This window comes from Verrucomicrobiota bacterium (genome assembly GCA_016871495.1).
Lineage (GTDB): Bacteria > Verrucomicrobiota > Verrucomicrobiia > Limisphaerales > VHDF01 > VHDF01.
In genome coordinates, this window is record VHDF01000062.1 from 1 (window position 1) to 20,776 (window position 20,776).

15 protein-coding genes are annotated in these 20,776 nt (G+C 61.8%); 8 read left to right on the forward strand and 7 right to left on the reverse strand.

What is annotated here, in order from left to right; all coding sequences use genetic code 11:
• Positions 1-314: 314 nt before the first annotated feature.
• A complete protein-coding gene (locus tag FJ404_13425) occupies positions 315-1,193 on the forward strand; it encodes an SMP-30/gluconolactonase/LRE family protein (GenBank protein MBM3823862.1) in 879 nt (292 codons plus the stop codon).
• Between the two features lie 162 nt (positions 1,194-1,355).
• Here FJ404_13425 and FJ404_13430 read toward each other — a convergent pair whose 3' ends face one another.
• From FJ404_13430 to FJ404_13455, 6 genes are read right to left on the reverse strand one after another with little or no spacing between them, the layout of a single operon-like run.
• Positions 1,356-2,234: a hypothetical protein gene (locus FJ404_13430; GenBank protein ID MBM3823863.1), complete on the reverse strand. Its 879-nt coding sequence runs from the start codon at positions 2,232-2,234 to the stop codon at positions 1,356-1,358.
• Complete coding sequence (locus FJ404_13435) at positions 2,203-3,357, reverse strand: TIGR01777 family protein (GenBank protein MBM3823864.1); 1,155 nt, start codon at positions 3,355-3,357, stop codon at positions 2,203-2,205. The genes FJ404_13430 and FJ404_13435 overlap by 32 nt, the downstream gene beginning before the upstream one ends.
• Complete coding sequence (locus tag FJ404_13440) at positions 3,354-4,073, reverse strand: hypothetical protein (GenBank protein MBM3823865.1); 720 nt, start codon at positions 4,071-4,073, stop codon at positions 3,354-3,356. Before FJ404_13440 ends, FJ404_13435 begins: the two co-directional genes overlap by 4 nt.
• Before the next feature lie 17 nt (positions 4,074-4,090).
• Positions 4,091-4,507, reverse strand: coding sequence for a hypothetical protein (locus tag FJ404_13445; protein ID MBM3823866.1), 417 nt, complete (start codon positions 4,505-4,507; stop codon positions 4,091-4,093).
• A gap of 10 nt (positions 4,508-4,517) precedes the next feature.
• Positions 4,518-5,828: a DUF393 domain-containing protein gene (locus tag FJ404_13450; GenBank protein ID MBM3823867.1), complete on the reverse strand. Its 1,311-nt coding sequence runs from the start codon at positions 5,826-5,828 to the stop codon at positions 4,518-4,520.
• Between the two features lie 26 nt (positions 5,829-5,854).
• Entirely contained in the window at positions 5,855-6,337 is a 483-nt protein-coding gene (locus tag FJ404_13455) for a MarR family transcriptional regulator (GenBank protein ID MBM3823868.1), read from the reverse strand.
• Between the two features lie 658 nt (positions 6,338-6,995).
• On the opposite strand from FJ404_13455, the gene deoC reads away from it, so the two are divergent.
• The 5 genes from deoC to FJ404_13480 all read left to right on the forward strand — a co-directional run bounded on the left by deoC (position 6,996) and on the right by FJ404_13480 (position 14,588).
• Complete coding sequence (gene deoC, locus FJ404_13460) at positions 6,996-7,790, forward strand: deoxyribose-phosphate aldolase (GenBank protein ID MBM3823869.1); 795 nt, start codon at positions 6,996-6,998, stop codon at positions 7,788-7,790.
• Between the two features lie 519 nt (positions 7,791-8,309).
• Entirely contained in the window at positions 8,310-9,248 is a 939-nt protein-coding gene (locus FJ404_13465) for a hypothetical protein (GenBank protein MBM3823870.1), read from the forward strand.
• Positions 9,249-9,257: 9 nt separating this feature from the next.
• Positions 9,258-11,558 carry a hypothetical protein gene (locus tag FJ404_13470; GenBank protein ID MBM3823871.1) on the forward strand — a complete coding sequence of 767 codons (2,301 nt, stop codon included), beginning with the start codon at positions 9,258-9,260 and terminating at the stop codon, positions 11,556-11,558.
• Positions 11,524-13,032: a serine hydrolase gene (locus FJ404_13475; GenBank protein MBM3823872.1), complete on the forward strand. Its 1,509-nt coding sequence runs from the start codon at positions 11,524-11,526 to the stop codon at positions 13,030-13,032. The genes FJ404_13470 and FJ404_13475 overlap by 35 nt, the downstream gene beginning before the upstream one ends.
• Before the next feature lie 815 nt (positions 13,033-13,847).
• The gene (locus FJ404_13480) at positions 13,848-14,588 is read left to right on the forward strand and encodes a hypothetical protein (GenBank protein MBM3823873.1); all 741 of its coding nucleotides are present in this window, start codon (positions 13,848-13,850) and stop codon (positions 14,586-14,588) included.
• A 125-nt stretch (positions 14,589-14,713) separates the two neighbouring features.
• On the opposite strand, the gene FJ404_13485 is transcribed toward FJ404_13480, so the two are convergent.
• Entirely contained in the window at positions 14,714-15,928 is a 1,215-nt protein-coding gene (locus tag FJ404_13485) for a type II secretion system F family protein (GenBank protein ID MBM3823874.1), read from the reverse strand.
• Between the two features lie 362 nt (positions 15,929-16,290).
• Between FJ404_13485 and FJ404_13490 the strand changes: the two genes are divergently transcribed.
• Together FJ404_13490 and FJ404_13495 are read left to right on the forward strand one after the other, a co-directional pair.
• Entirely contained in the window at positions 16,291-19,353 is a 3,063-nt protein-coding gene (locus FJ404_13490; GenBank protein MBM3823875.1) for a DUF1553 domain-containing protein, read from the forward strand.
• Positions 19,343-20,776: a DUF1501 domain-containing protein gene (locus tag FJ404_13495; GenBank protein ID MBM3823876.1), complete on the forward strand. Its 1,434-nt coding sequence runs from the start codon at positions 19,343-19,345 to the stop codon at positions 20,774-20,776. Before FJ404_13490 ends, FJ404_13495 begins: the two co-directional genes overlap by 11 nt.

A 20,776-nucleotide genomic window follows, 5' to 3' on the forward strand; every position in this document is an offset into this window, starting at 1 on the left:
TAGAGTGTCCCTCCCCGGCGCCCCCGGTTCATCACGTGATACCACGTCCATGCCAGGTCGATTCGCAACGGTCTCGCCAGTGTCCGTCTCTCATCGACCATCCCTCACTTGTCAACTATTTAGAAGTGACCCCATTGCCTTTTCGCGCGACTAGCAACATCGAGACGGAGACGAATCAGACGATTTAGAGATTGAGTATGACTTCTCCGGCCGGTTACATCCTGTTTCAACACATGCCTCAACCGATGAACCCGGCCGCTCCCGCCTTTTGCAGAATCACCCGAGTCATCCGCGCTTTGGTCGCGCTCAGCCTCATGAACCTGCCCTTCGCCATTTCCGCGGCCGACTCAGGCCCGACTCCGCTGACGCTGATCGCGCCGGGGGCAACGCTCACAAAGTTGGGCGACGGTTATGCCTTTACAGAAGGCCCGGCAGCCGACCGCGAGGGACACGTCTATTTCACCGATCAACCCAACGACCGCATCGTCCGCTGGGACGCTAATACCAGCCAGTTTTCCGATTGGCTCAAGCCGGCCGGCCGGGCCAACGGCACCTACTTTACCAAGAATGGACACCTGCTCGTCTGCGCCGACGAAAAGAACGAGCTCTGGTCCATCGCACCCGATAAGACGGTCACCGTGCTGATCAAGGATTTCGGCGGAAAACTGCTGAATGGACCGAACGACCTGTGGATTCGTCCGGATGGCGGCCTCTATTTTACCGACCCACTCTACAAACGTTCCTACTGGCAGCGCGATCCCAGTGCTCAACAGGACGGTCAGCATGTCTATTTCGTCTCCCCCGATCGCAAGAACATCAAACGCGTCGCGACGGACCTTCGGCAACCCAACGGGATAATCGGTACACCAGACGGCAAGACGCTCTACGTGGCGGACATCGGCGCCCGGAAAACGTATTCCTATGCGGTCACGCCGAGTGGTGAGCTGGAGGCGAAACGTCTCTTCTGCGAACTCGGGTCTGATGGAATGACCATCGATCGCGACGGAAACCTGTATCTCACCGGCCGCGGCGTCACCATCTTCGATCCGAAGGGCAAGCAGATCGAAAACATCGCCGTCCCGGAAGGCTGGACCGCCAACGTCACATTCGGCGGCAAAGATCGCGACCTGCTCTTCATCACCGCCAGCAAGAGCGTCTACGGTCTCAAGATGCGAGTGAAAGGCGCCCAATAATCCAGTTGTCACCACCAACCTCACTCCGGCGTTACAATGCAAGGCGATGCGTCATCCGCGCATCGATCTCCTGAGGCGTGATGGTTCATGACAGCAGAGCCGTTCGATTTCGCGCAAGGCCTGGCCCTGCTTCGTGAAAACGATTCCCATGCATCGGGCTGCTCAGTTTGTTCCAGGATTTGGTGAGAATGTCCAAGCGTCCAAGCGCGCGCATCGACTACTTTGGAGGCTTGAACATGACAGGCACATCGCGGTTCTCCGTGTCCTCCAATGCTCTATGCTCAACTCCGGAGCGCGGAGTGTTTTTCGCGCAGAGTTTTGGCGAACACCGAGGGCAAGCCGATGGAACCTGCCAGCCCCGAGTTCAAGAATGCTGCACGGCCGCACCTCCTCATTTGCGTCCCGCTCCCGGGATTCCTCATCCTCAGTCAGGCTGAAAATCAAATTTCCTATTAGTAATTCAGCGAGTGAGCCGGCCTCGGCATGGTGCGGCACCGCGAGGACTTTTCCCGCATAGCAGAGGGTTCCCGTGGCATCGCGAACGGCGCCGCGGACACGACCGTTGGCCGGTCGATTGTGGTACTCCATCCGACCACACCGGAACGGCAGTCCGTAAAGAAGCGGCCCGGCCAGCAGGTTCAGCCAGGGTGCGTCGAGCCATTCGGCCAGAAAGTAGATGCCGATATGCCCGTGCTCGCGGACGTAGGTCCGGACATTGAGGTAACGATGCGTGCCGAACGGTTTGAACAGTTGTCGCACGAGCCGTCCGCCATAGCGCGGTCGCATGTCCGCGAGTGTGAAAGTGACGAGACTGACAAAGGCACGGCCGTCGTAGAGGTCGAGCTGGAAGGGAACCTCGCTCTGAAGAGAGTCGGCATCGACTTCAAAATGGAGGAAGACCACCCTGGTCCAGTCGCACAGCCAGAGCGGCTCGCCCGGGAGTGCAAGCAATTCGCGACGGGCCTGCTCGGACCGGGTGCACCCGGCCGGAAACTCCTCTACACGCGAATCACAAACGATGCTCGAGATCGCGGATGGCATCTTCCAGCTGGGTGAACTCGAACTTGAACCCGGCGTCACACAATCGTCCTGGCACGACCCGCCGGCTCTTGATGATCAACTCGGTCTCGGTTCGCAGGAAAAACGCGCCGAGTTCGAGCATCCATTCCGTGGCCGGCAGGCCGACCGACCGACGCAGGACGCGGCGCAAGACGGCCATCATCTCGGCGTTGGTCAACGGATTCGGGGCGGAGAGGTTCACCGGTCCACTCAGGTCCTCGCGCCCGATCAGGAACTCGACCGCGCGGCAGAAGTCCGTTTCGTGAATCCACGACACGAACTGCCGGCCGCTGCCCATACGATCGCCCAGGCCGAAACGAACCAGCCGCCGCAGCACGCGATAAACGTTGTTGGCATCGGCGTTCAGGCCGAAGACCATCGCTGAACGGATCGCCACTTTGCACGTTTGCGGCGTCACCGCCTCGTTGAAAGCGTGTTCCCACGCGGTGGCCACTTCGATCGAGAAAGCGTCCCGGGCCTCGGGCGTCGCGCCGATCTCGCCGGTTTCATTCCAGGCCGGTCCGAAAGTGTGCTTGTAGATCGTCGCCGTGCTCAAGTTGAACCACACCCGCGGGGGCCGGGCGCAACGCGCAATGGCTTCGCCGAGGACGCGCGTCGCGTTCACGCGCGAATCGAGCACGAGCCGACGATTGCGTGCGTGGTAACGGCAGTTCACGGAACGGCCGGCAAGATTGATCACCACGTCCGAGCCATCAAGTTCCCGAACCCAGTCGCCAAGGCACTCCCCATCCCATCGAACCTCGCGGCCGGTGGCGTTCGCAGCGTCTGACCGGCGCGTCAGGATCACGATGTCCCAGCCTTTCGCGGCAAAGTGACGGGCCAGCAGCCCGCCAAGGAACCCGCTGCCACCGGCGAGGATGAGGCGCCGATTCGGACTGGTAGGAGCCGACGTGAGGAGGCTCTGAACCGGGATCGGAGTGGCGGAAGGATGGAGGGATGAGCTGTCTGACCCGGATTGAGTCCGGGCCGGCGATCGTTCAACGGTCGCGCGGTCGAAGTTTTGAGCCTCCTCACGTCGGCTCCTGCCCGCACCATGATGGGGTATCCCCAGCAGGTCGCAGAGATCATGCGTGATTCGGCTCATGCGGCCTCCCTTCGCGCGGCCAGCGCCGGCAGCACCCGCCATTCGTGCAGGAGGTTGCGCATCAGCAGCGCGCTGTCGAACTCGAGACTGCCGGCGGGGAATCGCTTCCGGTCATCAAAGAAGCCCGATTTGACGCGCTCGACGAAGAGCGGCTCCGCCCGCCACGAGGGAATGTGGAGGACCATGTCTTCGCAGCTGCCACCGTTATCCATCGACCACCCCCAACTCCCGCGTTGGAAGAACGCAGACGCTTCCTTGAGCGACGCGAAGATCGAATTCACCGGCCAGGGCTCGCCCAACCTGGCCGCGACGCGCACCAGTCGCCGGCCGTCGGCTTCGGTGATGGCAATCTTGAGTCGGCGTTCGGTTTCCCAGGTATCGAAGCGGGCCAGGTGGTGGACGCCCGGAAACACGCGACCACCCAGCAACAGGTTCACACGCGAATCGGTCTCGCGGCGCAGGATGAAAACCCCTTCGCGAGGACCATTGTCCTCATCCCACTCGGCGGCAATCCGGTGCGCCGCGTTTTCCGAGGCCATCCCGAGTGCCGCCGGAAATCCTTTCGGCCGCACGCCTTCCAGCCGGATCAAACACAAACCGGCCATCGCCCAGCCTTGAACCAGCTTCGGCCGGAACGGCGCGGGCAGGAACGGGCGGACGCACTCAGGCCTGACCCGGAAGTTCACGAGCAAGCGTCGGGCGATGGTGCCCTCGATGACGGTTAGATGGCGTTTCACAAGCGACCTCCCTTCCAGGCCGCCCACGCGTAGATCAACGGCAGCACCGCAAATACGAAGTTGGTGGCGTGATAACCGGCGCGACGCCAGCCGTTCGTGAGATACGGCCGCAGATCAAACAAAAACGCCGCGACCAGCAGACGCGCCGTCCAGAAGGCGGCGAGGAACACGCACACCGCGCGGGCCAGAGGTGTACCCCCGGACAACTCGGCGGCCAGGAAGAACGACAGCGCGCCGAAGCACGCAAGCGAAGTGCCGATGAAGCCGTAATACACCCACATCAAGTTGCGGACGAAGGGCGGCACGCCGGCAAGATGACGGCGCAAGCCCACGACGCCGGGCATCAGCGCGCCGGCAGCGAGCAGTCCCACATGCGCGAGCCCCGCGAGTTGGAGGAGGGTGGTGAGTTTCATGTTGGGTTTCTCAGTTGGCGCCGATGGCATTCAGCATCGGCAGGATGATGTTGCGGACGAACACGGGAGGAAGGAGGCAACCGAGCGGCACCAGCAACACGAGCCACGCAAACAACCGGTTCAACCACGGACGACGGCGGATCAGCGGGGTCCGTTCAACGAACAGGCCGACGGCTTGTAGCGCAAAATAAAGTGTGGGCAGACCGAAACCACCACCAGCCGGGAACCCGATGACCAGGTCGTGGATCAGACCCGACGCGAGGAACACGATCACCAGCCCGGCGCGGGGACCGAAGCGCGGGGTGAGCGGACGAAAACCGTAGCGGTCTGCGAGCACGCTAAAGCCGGTGTTCCAGCGCCGCCCCCAGAAGTCCGCCAAGGAACGGGCCAGAAGCGGAGCGTTCATGTTGGGCCGGGCGCTAAAGCCAGCGGCCTGGAGCGTCAGTGCGAGCAGGTGAAACGTCCCGAAGTGCAACATCATGATGAGACCGATCATGCCCACCCAGCCGCGCAGCAGTTCGGCATCGGCCGGGACGACCGGAACGGCAAACCAGACCAACGTCGCCCCGACGAGCGTCTTCGCCGCAGGGGCCAGCCACCGCGCCGGTTCGCGGACAGTCAAGGGAGTTCCAACGAATTCCTTAAAGGACATGCCCGGCCAGAGCAGCAGATATGTGAGGCGCGACCGGAACGGGGCCCGCACTCCCGAGGCCAAGGCGTCCTCATAGGTGAGCCACTTGCAGCCGGCGTAAATGGCGAACGCGAGCAGCCACATGAAGACCCAGGGCAGCAATTCGCCACGCAGCGAGATGATCGTTGACGGAAGCAGGACGAGCGGCAGCCAGCTCAAGGAACGCCGATTTCCAATTCGGCTTGGGCATCGCTTGGCATGCGACGAGCCGATTTGGAAATCGGCGCTCCGAGTTTCGGGCACCCGGCACTTCCCTCCGAAACAGTGGCGATTGCGGGCAATCCATTCGTAGGTCAGCTGGCCGAGTTCTCGGAAGCCCGGCACGAGCAGCAGCACACCCACTGGCCACAACCAGCACACCGAACGGCAGAGCACGCCGAAGGCGTCCGCGTTGTGGCGCACCGCACCGTCGGCGCTCAAGAGGTGCATCCGCGTGGCGAAGGCAGTCTCACTGACGCCAAGCCACTCCGCAGCGCCGGGTGTTTGCAACGGCACCCAGCGGAAACCGCGCGACTCAAACAACCGCCCGGTGCGGTTGCGGCACGCGACACACGCCACGCACCCCGCGTCGTAGAAGATCCAACCACGGGTAGCGCTGCCTTCGTTTTGTATTGGCATTTCTGTATTCACAGAACTTCAGGTGCAAAATCTTTTACTCAGTGGCCCATACCATGCAGCTTGCGGGCTTTGTCGCCGAGGGTCAGCAGTTTGGTGACGGCGCTGGTTGGCGAGCAGCTCGCCTGCGCATACCACGCGGTGGTCACCTCGAAGAAGTCCGCCAGCTCGCGCATCCGGATGTCGGCGTGTTCGCTGGTCGCCTCGTCCTTGTCCGCCTCAACGAGGCACTCGCCGAGCACGGCCAGCGTGGGGTCGATCTCGCGCTTCTTCCGCTCATTCAGCACGGTGCGGAACAGCTCCCACACGTCTTCCATCGACTCGAGATGATCCCGCTTGTCGCCCGGCACAAGGGTAAGCCGCATAATGCCCCAGCCCTGGAGTTCCTTGAGGCTGTTGCTGACGTTCGAGCGGGCCACGGTGAGGGCGTCACAGATGTCCGCGGCATTGAGCGGCTTGGGTGAAATGAAGAGCAACGCGCCAATCTGGGCGACCGTGCGGTTCATGCCCCAGCGGGTGCCCATCTCGCCCCAGTGGAGGACCAACCGTTGTTCGACTGGCGAGAGTTTCTTCATTTCTGTATTGACAGACATTAACGAACTCAGATGATTAGCGCAAGAACTGATTTTCCGGTCACGCAGAACTCATTTGAATCGAGGATCATCCAGTGATTGAACCAGTGCACGCATTCCCTACCCGGCTTCATGACACCAAGTGAGAATCCTCTTGAGCCCTGGCAGGAAAAGCGTTTTGAGAGTTGGATTCTCCTCTGCCGCGATGAGTGACGAGGCGAGCAACGCTGAAACGGGTTTGGCCTTCGTAGCCAGCCTTGGCGAAAGGGGCAGGGCCAACATCCGCCCGCCTTGTCCACGGCGATTGCCCTTGTCGGCGGCGTTGTGCTTTACTGCGGTGTCATCCGTCGGCGCTTGGCTTGCGGCGAGGCCGGGCCGCCGAAGAGCGCGGTTTGAATTCTCCATGATTGAATCTGAGTCCCACATTCGAAGTCGCCCGCCCAAACCGGCGCGCTTGACTTGGCCGGCAGAATTTCCCGGCGCCGCCGGGTACGGCGAGGAGGAGATTAAGGCCGTGACGCGCGTCATCCGCAGCCGTTCGCCGTTTCGCTACTACGGCCCGAAGTGCAGAGGGCTCCAAACAGGCTGAAAACCAGAATCTCCAAACACCATGAAATACACCTACGAACAACTCGCCAAGATGATTGACCACTCGCTCCTGCATCCGACCATGACGGATCAGGAGTTGGAGGACGGCTGCAAGCTCGCCGCGAAATACGGCGTCGCCTCCGTCTGCATCAAACCCTACGCCGTCAAGCGCGCGGCCGAACTCCTCCGCGGAAGCGGCGTCAACGTCGGCGCGGTGATTGGTTTTCCCCATGGCAATTCCACCACCGAATCCAAGCGTTACGAAACCGAACTGGCCTGCCGAGATGGAGCCGTGGAGATTGACATGGTCATCAACCTCGGCAAGGCGTTGAGCGGCGACTGGGCCTACGTTGAGCGTGACGTGAAAGCCGTCTGTGACGAAGCCCACCAACGCGGTGCAGTGGTGAAGGTGATCTTCGAGAACGACTACCTCACCAAGGGCGGCGCCAGCCTGAGCAGTGACGACTTCAAGCGCAAACTCTGTGAACTGTGCGAGCGCGCCGGCGCCGACTGGGTGAAGACCTCCAGCGGTTACGGTTTCGTGAAGCAGGCCGACGGTAGCTACAACTACAAGGGCGCGACTGAACACGACCTCACGCTCATGCGCGCGAGCGTCTCGGCGAAGGTGCAGGTCAAAGCGGCCGGCGGTGTGCGCGACCTCGATGGGCTGATCAAAGTTCGCGATTTGGGAGCGACCCGGTGCGGCGCCACCGCCACTGCTGCCATGCTCGATGACTATCGGCGACGCGCCGCCGCCGGGCAGACGGGCACGGCGATGGAGGGCCGCTCTTCGGCCCTGGGTGCGGGCGGTTATTGAACCCACTCCATTCCACCCATGTACGCGAAACCAAGATCATGCGCCCACTGGCGTCCCGCCGCCGCGGCCCTCACTTGAATCACCGTCCTGGCGGCACTCGATGGATTGAACACGCCCAACGCCTACGGCCATCGCCCGCTCGTGGAGAACGATCCCAAGCGGCCCGACCTGAAAGACGAACCGGACAACGATTGCTGGGACCACGTGGACTTCATCGGGCGTCAGCGAGCCGGGTTAAGTGCCAATGACGAAGTCCAAATTGCGAAGTCCGGTCAGTTCGATAATCGAAACTGGACAACCGAAACCGGCCCAACCTGTCCAGAAGGCCATGCGTCATGGACAATGTTTCATTGTTTCGGCTATCATGGAGTCAATGAGCGGTCCAGATGTAGGCACGCGCTGCGGGCAAACACGCCACGGGCTTCATCCTTCTTCACCATGAACCATGTAGTTTTAGACTGGCGACCGCGTCGGAGGGCCATGCCGGCGTGCTCCCTGTTCCTCTGCCTAACTTGGCTGTTGCCTCTCCATGCCGCTGAATACTCGAATGCCAAGAGAGTCCTTCACACGGCGACGCTCGAATCCCAGAAGCTGCGCGTGGTGATCGCCGACAACACGGCCTACCCACCGGCACACCAGGCCGGATACAACGGCGTGGCGGAGCTGCAATTGGCCGGGTCAGATCAGCCCAACCTTTTCGTGCCGCGCTATTCGGGCCTGAACCTCGAACACATTTTCAGCGGCGACGCGGCTTCGTATGGCTGGCACATCTTCGAGCCACGGCAAGCACCCATGGAGTTGCGCCGGACCTCGATGCGCCGCGTGGAGTTGCGCCAGGAACGGACGAAGCACTGGCCGCTGCGCAGCCGGCTGGTTCACGAGGTGAAAGGTGACGCAATTGACCTGACGTATTACGGCACTCCGCAGGAAGACTTTTGGCGAAAGCACGGATACATCGGCGTTTTCTTCGCCTCCTACATCCAGTCTCCGGAGGACATGGCGATTCAGTTCATCGGACGCTCGCGCCCGGGTTGGGGCGATGCGACGCCGCGGTGGATCAAACACCTGCCCACGAGCCACGGCGTCGGGGCAAGCCATCGGCCCGCCGGCAGCACCTGGGATCCGTCTTTCGACGAGGGCTTCAAAATCAGCCTGGCTTCGGGCTTCTCGGATTTCGAATACGTGTATCCCTTCTACTTTGGGCGTTCAGGCGAAAATGTTCTCGTGATGATGTTCGAGAAACCACATGCCGGCGGGGAAATGCGGTTTGCCCAGTCCCCTTCCGGTGGCGGCTCCGGCAATCCCGCCTGGGACTTTGTTTACTTCCGCCGTGACTACGCCCCTGGGCGAGAATTCAAGTTCCGTGTCCGCGCCGTCTACCGGAAATTCACCCACGTGGAAGACATCGTGCGGCTTTACGAGCGTTGGTCAGGAGAAAGAGTCCGCCGGCCAGACTGAATCTCGCTGATGAATCGCCATCCAACCCTCACAAGCCAGACGTGGCGAGCCGTCCCGTCATGGACCTTGTTCTTCTGTCTGTCCAGCCTGTTGCTGCTCCAGGCAGCAGAGCCAACCAAGCCCAACGTTGTCCCTACGCCAGAGGCTAAAATCGACCACCTGGTCCCGCCCACCCTCTACAGCCCTTCCGTCGAACGGCATCGCTTTGGAGCGTATGGCCCGAGCCTCATTTCTGATCCGGGTTTCTACCCCATCCCCCAAGAGTCGGTGACCCGCGACACCTATTTGCGGTGGTTGGAGGAGATGGACCTCTTCAAACTCGCCGACACGCCAAAGGCGGGACTCTCGGGACCCCAGAGGTTCATGCCCGTGCTGGTGAAATACGTGCAGACCGGCGAGCGCCGCTGGGGCGAAGCCATCATCATCATGCTGAAGGATTGGCATCGTGCGACGATGGAGGAGGTGGCCAGGAAAGGCTGGACTGACCAGTTCATCGAGGAACCATGCTTCATTCCGCTTTATCGAAAACACCTCATCGCTGGCGGGCTGATGAAAGAGGATGACGCCTGGTTCCGCGATCTCTGGGTGGACTACTGCCGGAACGTGCATGTCTGGGGCACGAAACCCATCGAATGGCGCGGCGGCTGCCATCGCTCGGTGCCCGAAGCCCTGATGAAAGGGCTCGCCGCAAAGTGGTACCCAGAAATCCCCGAGGCGGCGCACTGGAAACAATACGCGGAACTGGGCTTCGCCGATTTCTGGAAACACAAGGAAGTGCAGCAGAACGACACGGGTTATTTCCCCGGGCCCATCTTCATGCTGCTCACCTGCGGCGACCAATATCTGGGCGATGACCGGGGGGTGACTGATCCCGGGATGCAACGCCTCTGGAAACGGCTTACGGTCGAAGTCACTCCGGACGGCGCGGTCAATCCCTACGGTCCCAATGGAGGCTGGAACAGCACGGCCGGATTCCGGCTCTTCGCCTTGGAGCTCGCGGCTGCGAAGACACGAAACGGGGAATACCGCTACGCCGCGCACAAAGTGATGAGCTACCTTCGCTACCAGGCCAAGCCCATCCAGGGCGACGCCTTTCTGCGCGAACGGGAAGTCGGTCAGCACGTGGCGCTGGCCTGGCTCTTTGCGGACGACTCGGTGAAGCCTGTGATGCCGTCCCCGGGTTCACTCTGGAACCTGCGCATGGAGGCGGCTCGCGTGCCGCACACCGACAAGGCGGTCGCGGAGCGACTCTTTGGCCACGCCGATCCCGATCCCAACAAGGGCCATCTCTGCTGCTCGTGGTGGCTTACCGGCAAAGACTATCCGGACAAGCTCGTGCTGCGCAGCGGCTGGAATCCCGGGGACTTCTTTGCCCTCGTCGAACTGCATCCCACCAGCGTGCCCTACAACGCCGGCGGCATCATGGGCCTGAACCGATTCGGGGCGGCCTTCACGCAGATCGTCACCAGCAAGGGCGATTCGGTGGAGAACCGGCTCATGATCGTGGACGTGGAGGGCAAAACAAAGCGCCGCCATCACCCCGACCCGCTCCGCTTTGACGAAAACTGGAAGCGCGGCGAAATGCCGGATATCGAGTCGGAGGTGACGTTCTTCGAGGAGCGAGATGACGCCACGTTCGCCCGGGTCCGGGTGAAGAACGTGGACGGTTTTCCGGCGGTGTATGAACGTGAGTTCGTCTTCGTCAAGAATCGCTTTTTGGCCACGCGAGAGACGATCGCCTTCGAGGAATCGTTCAAGGCCCGCGTGTCGCCGCTCTGGAACACCCGCAACATCGGCCCGCAGGTGGGCGCGCACTGGGCAAATACCTTCATGGGAACGTTGGTCGCCAACAACGGTCAGGTCGAGATGCCGTCCCCACCCGTGGACCTGCTCGTGTGGTTTGCGCCGCGACCGGACTGCCGGCTGCAGGTGGTGGACCGACTCCAAGAGGACCCGCGAGCCATCGCGTGCGGCGCGCAGCTTCGCTACGTCTGGGAAGGCACGCCCAAGATCGGCGACAAACTCGTGTTCACCCAGGTCTATTATCCACATCCGCCGTACCGGCCCTCGATCCACAGCAACCACGCCGGAGCGAAGGCCAACTACCGCGACGAACTCCAGGCCACCGCAGGCGCCTCCGGCATCCAGGTCGTGCGCGACGATCCAGAGGTCAGCGTGTTGCGCCTGGAGATGACCCCGGGCAACGTCGAGTGGGTGCTGTTTAATCCGGGCGGACGCGAGGTGGAATTCGCCGGGCAAAGAACCCGAAAAGCCTATGACCAGGGCCAGGGCAACCGTTTCAGAAATTGATTTCCAGCGTCGGGCCGCCCCACCGTCGCACAGGGCGAGCCTCGATCAGCTCGCCCAACCGCTTCAGCCGTCCCGTCGTCTGGTGGCCGTTCCGTTGAGTTGCGCTGCCCGAGTCATCCCCGTGCTCCTGTTGCTCGTCGCATGTTCCCAACGCGCGCTGGCGGCTTCGCCATTGGAGGCCGCGGTGCTGCGTGCCGTGCGCGAGGCGCGCTTCGACCGCGTGCTCGACTTCGGGCCTGCCAATGAGGATGCAGCCAAGCCGGCCTCGCCGAAAACCATCGCCCACGTGCCCCATGTGGATGTTGCGGTCATTCAACTCAATCGGGACGGTCAGGTGACGGCATCCGCCAATGTGCTGCTGTCACGCGACTATCCCGAGGGATTGATTGTCCCAGTCAGCCTGGACCAGGGCGCGGCCGCCGTCCGGTTTCGTCGTTGGGACATCGCGCGCTGGAACGGCGGCGACTTCAAGCCGGGCGAGTCCCTGCCGGTGACCACCAAAGGTTGGACCCACGATCCGCCGTTGACCGAGGACGACGATCTGATTCCCGGGCGCACGAATGCCGCCTTCCAGTTTATGGCCCCCTACCCGGCCTCGCTCTTCAAGCTGCTCGTCGCCTTCCACGTCATGCGGATGGTGGACGACGGATCGTTGACGCTCGACACGCCGCACACCTTTTCCGTCGCGAACCAGAAGGACGAGACCCGTCCGCTCCGGGCCTGGCTGGACCCGATGGTGACCGAGTCGAACAATCGCGCCACCCAGGCCTTGCTCCAGCTTTTGCACCGACACTCCCGCATCGAGACCATGAATCGGGAGTTTCGGGAACTGCGTTTGCCGACGTTGCAGATCAATGGGACCCGCGCGGCAGACGGTCGGAACTGGCAAACGGATCGGATTCACATGACCGCCTTCGACACCGCCCGCCTGCTGCTGCTCATCGAAGGTCCGTCCGGCGATTTGTGGCGCGCCCCGGATGGCCGGGCGGTGAACGCGCGGTTTCTCAGCGAATCGAGCCGGGCCTTTCTCAAACAACTGCTGGCGGAGCAAGGGCTGAACGAGGCGTTGTCCACCGCCAATCTGGCCGGGGTTCGCCATGTGCGCCCGGGCCTGCCCTCGCAAATTGCCGCACGCTGGATCAACCCCACCAACGGCATCGTCGTCGTGGACGGCGTGAACTTCGGAGTCGATGTCCGCGCGAGCAACGCCGTGGCGGAAGTGACCTTTGCGCACAAAACCGGACTCACCTACAACTACGCGTCCGACGCCGGCATCGTGACCTCATTGCCGGGGCGGCCGTTCCGGCGCTACATCCTCGTGTTCCTGAGCAACCTCGGTTACCGCTACGTGGACGAAGTCTTTGCGGATCGGACGAAGGGGCCTTATGCGGATCCCGTCAGTCCGATCAGCTACACTCAGCGCATTCCCGCGCTGGCCAGAGCTATCGACGACGCGATCCGTGAGACGCGCTGAGCGGAATTCGGTGCAGACATTGGAAGCCATCGGCTGGCGCAGGAAGCCGGCATGCCACGCGCGTGTCTGGTTCTGGCGATGAACGGAACGTTCGTCCTATTCGAAGCCGCGTGCGGTTGGTGTGTTGCCCTCGCCGGCGGCGTGATGACCCGCTGGTGATTCGCCCCCGCACCAGCGGCAGAACCGCGCTCGGTCACCGGCAAACCCTTCGCTGTCGGCGCTGAACCTTGAACCTGGAAACGGCAAATCAGCAGCGTCGAGATGCGCCGAAGCTTGACCGTCAAAGGCCTGCCGAAAGTTGAGGGGTTCTTCGCTGTTTTCGGTGGAATAGAGCGAGACCTTTGCTCCTGCCACGGACAGGGCGGAGCTGGCGGGCCGGCAGAAGACAGTCCCGCAGGGACGAAAGGAACAGCCATTCTCATTTTGGGGAGCGCGGCTGTGTCGAAGACCAGCCGCAGCGCGCGGACAGGTCGGAGGACTCCAGAATTTCAACGTGCTGCGGCGGGTCGAAGGACGACCCGGCCGCGCTCCGGGGCAAAATACGAACTCCCGAGCTTACCGGATGCATCATTGACCATTCGGTCAAGCCACTGGCATGACAAAGCCCTACAAAGCGCTTCTGCTCCAACCTCCCTTTCGCTATCGTTCCCTCGACATGATGACCGAGCCACCATGGCTCGGGCTGATGGGCGACTTGGAATCCGATCGGGATGAACGCATGGAGTCGATCGCGGATAGGATGAGAATCTGCATCGCCGCATGCGTTCGATTCCGACAGGCTGCGGCGGCAGTATCCAAGGCCCATCGCATTGACGATGAGTGCCCCCTCCGATCCCATTCATGAATTTGAAGACGTCCCCAAGCGGCGTGGTTTGAAGCTCGACCGCGTCGTGTTGCTCGGACGCACGCTCGAGGAATACCGTCGCTACTTCGACTTGGATCTCGACTCCCTGCACGGGTGCCGTGTTCTGGATGTGGCGTCGGGGGTCAGCTCCTTCACCGCCGAGGCCTCGGCCGAGGGCCTCGATTGCACCGCCGCGGATCCCATCTATGGGCTTGAAAACGAATCCATCCGCACGCAATGCGAGCAAGACCTCGATGAGGTGGTTCGAAGCCTCCACGGACTCGATACCTACAAGTGGGAGTTCTACAAGAATCCGAACCACATGCGGGGTTTTCGGGAGCGTGCTTATCGAACCTTTCTTGAAGATCGATGCTGCCGTTCAAACCGTTATCTCGCCTCGTCCCTCCCTCGATTGCCGTTCTCAGATCGCGCCTTCAACCTGACACTCACCAGTTACTTCCTCTTCGTCTATGAAGCCCAGCTGGATTGGAAGTTTCATCTTCAATCCCTCTTAGAAATCATGCGCGTCACGTCGGGGGAGGCCCGGATTTATCCGCTCATGACGTTCGAGGGCGTTCCCAGTCAATTCCTGTCCAGACTCGCCTCCGAACCCGCGCTCGAATCTCTCGAGTTCACCGTCGTCCCCACGCGCTTCGAGTTCCTGGTCGGTTCGAATGCCTACCTGCGTATTCGACACCGTACGGCCGGCTGACCGAAGTAAAACAAACCGGGAGGAAGCATCGTCTGCTCGGGATCGGGCCAGTCCTGAACCCAAGCTCCCGGCGTGAACACATCACCCCGGGAGCTGAGGAGGGAAAATTGGCGTGCGGCTGCGCTTTATCTCTTGGGCGGGTTGATGATCTCGCTCATCTTGAAGATGGGCAGGAACATGCAGACCACGATGCCGCCGACCACCACGCCCAGGAATACGATCAGAAGCGGTTCGATGAGCGAGGTCAAACCAGACAGGGTCGTTTCGATTTCCTCATCGAGGAAGTTGGCGACACGCTCAAGCATCGCGTCGATTTTGCCGGTTTGTTCGCCGGCGGTCATCATGCGGATGATCATCGTGGGAAACACCGGATGCTTGGCGAGTGCGGCGGAGATTCCTTCGCCTCGTTCGATATCATTGGAAGCCTCCCGAATGGCCTTTTCCATGATCACATTCCCCACCGTGTTCGCCACAATGTTGAGGACCTCGAGAATCGGCACACCGGAACGGATCAAGGAGGCCAGGGTGCGCGTGAATCGAGACAGGCAGATTTTGTGAGCGATCACTCCGAAAATGGGCAGCTTGATGCGCGTGCGATCCCAGAATTCGCGACCCGGCTTCGTCTTGATGTACGCGAACCAGCCATAGATCATCGCGGCCAGGATCCCAAGCACCACCAGGATGTAATTCTGAACGAGTTCACTCACCATGATGAGATACTCGGTCGGGGCCGGCAGTTTGGCGCCGAATCCGCTGAAAATGTCCTTGAAGACCGGCACGACCTTGACCAGCAGGAAAATGGTGATGCCGATGGCAATCAGGGTCACCGCCGTCGGATACATCATGGCCGACTTCACCTTCTTGCGCAGGCGGGCGGTATTTTCCAAGTAGGTGGCCAGACGCGACAGGATTTCCGAGAGCAACCCTCCCTTCTCGCCGGCCTCAACCATGCAGACATAGAGCCGATCAAACACCTTGGGATGCTTGCTAAGGGCCTGGGAGAAATTATCACCCTGTTCGACCCGCGCCGTGACGTCCTTGATCACATCGCGCATCACCTTGTTTGAAGTCTGCTCAGCAAGGGCTTGCAGGGACTGCACCACGGCCAGACCGGCGTCGATCATGGTGGCCAATTGACGCGTAAAAACGACTTGGTTCTGAAGCGTCACGGCACCCCCGGCCATCTTTCCCTTGCGGGTGACGTTCTCCGCAATCTCAACCACCAGCAGGTTCTGGTTCAGAAGGTCCGCAATCGCCGCCTGTTCCGTGGGCCGATCCATGACCCCTTTGACCTCTTTGCCGGAACCGGCTTGGCGGGCAACGTAGCTAAAATTCGGCATAATTGGCTGGACGATTAATCAATTCGTTCCCCCTAATGCAAGGCATGGGGATTCGCCCCTGCGAATGCCCTACCGGCCAGCGCATCCACAGGTTGTTGGTGCTGCGCACGGCAGCGCCGGGTCGCGGCGACCACGCCACTTCAACGGGCAAGGGTGCTGCCAGGGCGAAGGCATTCACCCAGGGCGGGCCATGGAACGGGAGGAGATCGCCGCGACCGATGGGCGCGAGCGGAAGCGCCGTGAACGGCGCGCCCCGACAACTTGCGGTTGCACCGCTCACGGCGGATGAGAAGCCTTGACTCGACGGGTGGTGGCTTTTGTTTCAAGATTGAATAAAGTGCCGGTCTCGAGTGTATAGAAGCATGTCCATTGACCTCCCCCGACACCTTTCGGCCTCCTTCCGCCGAATCGGGTGGAGCGTCCAGCATCAACGGCGCCTGCCGTTTACCCCCCTCCGAATTCGTCCCTGCAGGTTCCTGGTTCCACTCGCCTTGGCCCTTTCGTCGTTCCTGCCGCTCGAAATCCTGGCCGCCACGGATCAGAAGCCGCCCGCCTCAGCGACCACCTCAAGCGCCTGGGCATCCCTCTACCACGCCAGGCTCGATTGGTGGAGCCTTCGTCCCCCAGCCTCATCGCCAATCCCCAAAGTCCGCAACACCGACTGGCCGCGTCACGACATCGATCGCTTCATCCTCGCGCGCCTCGAACAACAAGGTCTCACACCCGCCGCTCCCGCCCGTCCGCGCACACTCGCTCGCCGGCTCAGCTTGATCCTGACCGGCCTGCCCCCTACACCGGTTCAAGTCGGGCGCCTGGCCGCAGACGCTTCCGATTCAGCCTGCGATCGCCTCGTGGATGAACTGCTCGAAAGCCCCCACTTCGGCGAACGATGGGCGCGGCATTGGATGGATGTGGTCCACTACGCCGATACCCACGGGTATGAATGGGATGTGCCGGCAAAGGGCGCCTGGCGCTACCGCGATTATCTGGTTCGGGCTTTCAACACCGATGTTCCCTTTCAACGCCTGATCCTCGAACAGATCGCCGGCGATGAAATAGAACCGCGGCTCGACCCTGTTTCCGGATTGAACGAATCACTGCTCGGCCTGATGTCGATGCGACTCGGCGAAAGGCGTCATGGGGACAATGCGGCGGCGGAAGGCGTCACGCAGGAAGCGGTCGCCAATATCATCGACACCGTCTCCAAAGGTTTCCTGGCCACCACCGTGGCTTGCGCCCAGTGCCACGACCACAAACTCGACGCCATTTCGCAGCAGGATTACTACGCCATGGCGGGATTGTTCATGAACACCCGCTGGGGAGCACGGCCGGCCGAGTCACGCGATCCCAACGCCGCCCTGTTTCCCGAAATGCGTCGGATCAAGTCTCAGATTCGTTCTGAACTCGGTCGGCGTTGGATCAACTCGCGTCCCCGCATCCTCGAACGTCTCTGTGCCCTCCCCCGGGATCACCCCACCAACACGGCAAACGCCAAATTTCCCGAATCCATCGCTGAGTTCTGGCGCCGATCTGCCAGCCACCCCGTCCGCGCCGAAGCTCTGCGAGAAGAAATCCGCCGCCGCCGCTCCCTCAACGCCACCAACCTGGCGGTCGTGGCCGATTTTTCCCGGCCAGGCGCTGAATCCGGCTGGCGCTGGGAAGGAGCCGGACTCCGCCACGGCCTCGTCCAACACGGCGAACCCGTCCTCGCTCTCTCCGGGACGAACCTCCTCGCCCATCTCCTGCCCGCCGGACGTTGGTCGCACGTCTGGTCACCCAGGCTGGCCGGACGCGTGCAAAGTCCTCTGCTCGACACCCGAGCCCCTTCCGTTCGCAGTCTCACGCTGGGTTATGCCGCCGGTCAGTTCGCCGCGCGCGCCTTCATCATCGACCACGCGTTCCACTCGGAACGGATGGCGTTTCTGAACCAACCCTGGCCCGGGTGGACCACCATCAAAGCGGGCGACTTCGACACGCTGGAGGGGGGAATCGATCGCCTCGAACGCAGGGTGTACCTCGAAATCGCCACCAAATCCCTGAACAATTACTTCCCGCCCCGCACCGGCTATGGCGGAGTCAAAGAGTCCGATCTTGCCGATGAACGCTCCTGGTTCGGCTTGAGCCGGGTGATTTCCCACTCCCCCGGACAACCGCGTTTGGACGAACTCGGACGTTTCGAGGGGCTCCTCGATCGTGGCGCGCCCTTGGATGAAGGGCTGGCCGAACTCATGACGGGCGCCGCGCGACGCTGGCTCGACGGGCATTGCGAGGAAGAGGACGTTTTGTTACTCAACGAAGCGCTTCAGCTCGGCTTGCTCGAAAACGAAACCGACTCGTTTCCCGAATGGCAAAACCTCGCCGAGCAGTATCGACGACTGGAACGTCGGATCGTGCCGGAGCGAACCGTCGGTGCGGCCGAGGATTGGCGCGAAGCGATCGACGAAAAACTCGCCGTTCGGGGTAACTACCATGATTTCGGCCTTGCAGTCCCCCGCGGCGGCATCGCCTTTCTGGGGGGGCCATCCCCACTCCATCACCCTCATTCCGGCGGCAGGCTCGAATTCGCGCGCGGCATTGCTCACCCCGAGAACCCTCTGACCGCCCGCGTCATCGTCAACCGCATCTGGCAGCACCTCTTCGGCGAAGGCTTGGTTCGGACCCCGGACGACTTCGGTCGCCTTGGCGAAAAGCCTTCCCACCCGGAATTGCTCGATTATCTCGCCCTTCGATTCATGAACGAAGGATGGTCCGTCAAACGTCTCATCCGCCTCCTCGTCACTTCGTCAACGTGGAAACAAGACGGGATCCCATCCGGCCGTGCCAAGGAAATCGATCCGGACAACCGCCTTTTGCATCATTTTTCTCCCCGCCGGCTTGATGCGGAATCGATTCGAGACAGCATGCTCGCCGTTTCCGGACGGCTCGATCCAACGTTCTACGGCCCTCCCATCGACCCTCCTCGCGCCGCCGAGGATCCTGCCAAACGCCTGTGGAGCGGACCGGTCGATGGACAAGGCAGGCGCAGTCTTTACACCAAGATCACGCTCATGGAACCCCCGCGATTCCTGGCCATCTTCAACCAGCCGATTCCGAAGCAAACCACCGGCAAACGGGACCTCACCCAAGTCCCCGACCAAGCCCTCGCTCTGCTCAACGATCCACTCGTGCATCATTTGGCCGCCCATTGGGCGCAACGCGCTCTCTCGTCCCCTCCGGAAGTGGTCGATGAGCGATTGCGAAGCATGTTCCACGAAGCGCTCGCACGGCCCCCGTCAACCGTCGAATTGGATCGGCTGCGATCTTTCTCCCATCGCTCCGCCCGCTTGCGAGGCGTGGCGGAAGAAGCCCTGCTCCACTCCAAACCGGTCTGGCAGGACGTGGCTCATTCGCTGTTCAACACCAAGGAGTTTCTCTATGTCTTCTGATTGCCCCGGCTTCCACTCCGCGCCTCGCAACCGCCGCGAGTTTCTCAAATCGTCCGGTTTAGGTTTCGGCTGGATGGCCCTCTGCGGCCTCCTCCCGGCGTGGCACCCCGCGTTGGCGTCCGCCAAACCCACGGCCTGGCCCCCTCGCGCCAAGAATGTCATTTTTCTCTTCATGGACGGCGGCGTGTCCCACGTGGACACTTTCGACCCTAAACCTGAACTCACTCGGCGCCACGGTCAGCCTGCTCAGTGGCGCACCGATCCCCGGTCGCAAGCCGTCAGCGCAAACCGGAAATGGTTGAAAGGGCTTTGGGAATTCAAGCAACGGGGGGACTCGGGACTCTGGGTCAGCGACCTGTTTCCGCACGTCGCCAAACTCGCGGACGAACTTTGCGTCGTGCGCTCCATGATTGGCGAAACACCCCTGCACGGGGCGCAATCGCTCCTCCTGCACACCGGACGATCCATCGGCGGCGCCCCCAGCCTCGGTTCCTGGATTTCCTACGGACTCGGCACGGAGAACCAACAACTGCCGGCTTACGTGCTGCTGAACAATGACTGGATCCCCAACGGCGGTTATCAGAATTTCGCCAGTTCCTTCCTGCCCGCCACACACCAAGCCACGCTCGTACGTTCCAAAGGCGCGCCCGTGGATAACATCCTTCCCGCCGACCCCACCGCAGTTCAGCGAGCGAAACTCGACCTGCTCAAGGAACAGGACCTCGGCTTCGCCCACACCACCGGCGACGTCTCGGCGATCGAATCCGCCATCCGCAATCATGAAACCGCGGCGCTCATGCAGTCCCATCTGCCTTCCCTCTGCGATGTCTCCGGTGAAACCGAGGCCACCCGGCAGCTCTACGGCGTGGATCGCGCGAACGAGCACGACCGTTTCTATTCCCTGCAATGCCTGCGCGCCCGCCGCCTCGTTGAGGCCGGCGTCCGCTTCGTGGAGATTACCTGCCCCCTGACCCACAACAACAACGCGCCCTGGGACCAGCACGGCGAACTGAAACTGCGCCACGAGGAAAACGCCCGTATTACGGATCAACCCGTCGCCGCGCTGCTTCGCGATCTGCGGGATCGCGGACTCCTCGAAAGCACCCTCGTGCTCTGGGCCGGAGAAATGGGACGCACACCCCATAGCGCGGGCAGCGATGGACGCGACCATCATGTCAGCGGCTACACGATCTGGATGGCCGGAGGCGGTTTCAAGCGCGGCATCGCCTATGGCACCACCGATGGCATGGGCATGAGCGCCGTGGAAAATCCCGTGGAAATCCACGATATCCACGCCACCTTGCTGCACCAACTCGGTGCGCACCACGAGCAACTCGTCTTCCGCCACGGCGGACGCGATGTTCGCCTCACCGATGTGCGCGGCAAAGTGCTGCGGGAACTTTTGGAGGCGAGTCCGGTCTAG